This window comes from Streptomyces sp. NPDC002513 (assembly GCF_053595355.1).
The window spans coordinates 1-2,039 of the sequence record NZ_JBSFXK010000147.1; the positions used below are offsets into that span (position 1 = coordinate 1).

Annotated in this window: 2 protein-coding genes; both read right to left on the minus strand. The window is 71.3% G+C overall.

All coding sequences use genetic code 11. The features are described 5' to 3' along the window. Positions 1-1,438 (minus strand): IS200/IS605 family accessory protein TnpB-related protein (locus tag ACWD5Q_RS35375; protein ID WP_451431167.1); only part of this gene is annotated, 1,438 nt, incomplete at its 3' end. Next, the gene (locus tag ACWD5Q_RS35380) at positions 1,435-2,010 is read right to left on the minus strand and encodes an IS607 family transposase (protein ID WP_451431168.1); all 576 of its coding nucleotides are present in this window, start codon (positions 2,008-2,010) and stop codon (positions 1,435-1,437) included. The genes ACWD5Q_RS35375 and ACWD5Q_RS35380, both read right to left, overlap by 4 nt. Positions 2,011-2,039 lie beyond the last annotated feature (29 nt).

A 2,039-nucleotide genomic window follows, 5' to 3' on the forward strand; every position in this document is an offset into this window, starting at 1 on the left:
GGTCGTGCGGGGGCGGTGCCGTCCGTCGCCGGATCGGGTGCCCCAGGGCGCGCCTTCCGATCGCGATGCTCGCCGCGTCGTGGCGAGTCATCACGCGCTTGCTGCTGGTCAGGGGGCGCGTCCAGTGCTGGGCGCCCCACTTGGAGGTGTAGGCGGCATCGACGGCGACCAGGGCGAGGCCGTGTTCGGCGGCCATGTTCACCAGCCGGGCCTTCAGCTTCCCGGTGGGGATGCCGTGGACGAGCTGCCGGAACTTCTTCTTCCGGCCGTGCTTCTCGCGGGACTTGCCGTCGGAGAAGTCGAGGTCCTCGATCGCGATCGCGCTCACGCCGGTGCGAGTGGCCCAATGCAGGAGCCTGGTCAGGGCATGGCGGAGCTGGGCATCGCGATGGCCGGCGGTGCCGGTGAGGTCGTAGAAGAAGCGGTGGGGTTCGCCTGCCGGGTTGCCGTGCGGGTCGAGGCGGTAGGCGGCGAAGTGGTCGGCGTTGGTGTCCACACCGATCAGACCACCCGCCCGCGCCGCTTCCAGCGGGACGGTCTGCACGGCGGGGCGCTTCCACGAGGCGGTCAGGTACCAGCGGTCGCGGGCCGCATCGTGGTGAATCTCGTAGGCGACAGCTCGGTTGCCGGTGATGCGGTCGGCCCATTCCTCACCGCGGTGGGCGAACCGCACCCGGGAGGCGAGGGTGTACCGGCCGCGCGGGGCGTTCGCGAGATGAGTCAGCGGGGCGGGGAGCTTGAGAGAGACCTCGCCGTCGGGGGCGACGCGGATCGTCTCGTTCCCGTACGTCTTCCCGCTCTCGCCGTCTGCCTCAAGGAACCAGCGGGCGGCTTCCCACCGAGACCGCCACTGGGCCTCGCTCAGCTGGGCGGCGTCGAGGTGGTGGCGTGTGTTCGCCAGGCGCTTCCCGCCGCGCACGACGTGCACGGCTCCCCTCTGCCAGTCGGCTTCCACGGCGGCGTGCCGGTGCTCAAGGGCCCCGAGGCGGCGGGACTTGGCAAACCACTCGCGCTCCGAGCAATAGCCGCCCGGAGCGGGCTTGATGCCCTTCTCACCCAGCGGAAGGGACAGGCGGTGGCGGAGCATCCCGATACCGGCGTCGAGATTCTGGAGGTGCGCGAGCTGCCCGCGGCGGGCGAGGGCGTACTGGTCGTGCGTGGCTTTCGTGATCGCTCCGGCCCACCGCGACGACGACATGGCCGTCAGCTCTCGCTTGCGCCGCGCCCACTGATCCGCATCACGCCGGTCGAAGCCGGGCGCGGTGTAGATGCGCAGGTCGCGCGCGGCGAGCGTGCCCAGGTGCGCGCCAACCGCCCGAAGGACCTCCTCGTCCCGGGCGGTCAGGCCCTTCAGCCGGTCGCGGATCGCCACGCCCGTCGCTTCCTGCGCGACGAACGGGGCCCGCAGCGGCCGGAACGGCACCTCGGTCCTGGTCATGACGCGGCGGCCTCCATGGCCTTGCGTGCCCGGTTTCGGGCGGAGCGACGCCCGTACAGCCGCGCGCAGAACGAGGTCAGCACCTCGACCATGTCCCGCACCAGATCGTCCTCGACCTCACCGTCGTCCAGCACGACCAGACGCCGCCCGGACGCGGCAAGCGCAGCCTCGACCAGCTCGGTGTTCATACGCCCCAGCCGGTCTTTGTGCTCCACTACGACCGTGGTGACCGCAGGATCGGCCAGCAGGCGCCGCACCTTGGGCCGCGCCCCGTTCATCCCGGAGGCGACCTCCGACTCGGCCCGCACCACCCGGCACCCGGCCTTCGCCGCCCACTCCGCCAGGCGCGCGGTCTGCCGCTCCAGACCGGCCTTCTGGTCGTGCGAGGAGACACGGGCGTACAGGCCCACCCCACCGGTCACGGCAGCAAGGGCCTGGTTGGCCTCGACGTTCACCAGGATCGTCCGAGGACCCACACGCTCAGCAGGCACCGGCAGCATCCCGTCATGGAACCACCGCCGCGCCGTCTGCGGGTGCACACCCTGAGCCCTCGCCCACTCAGTCAGATTCACAACCACGACGGTACGAGGCACTCACTCAT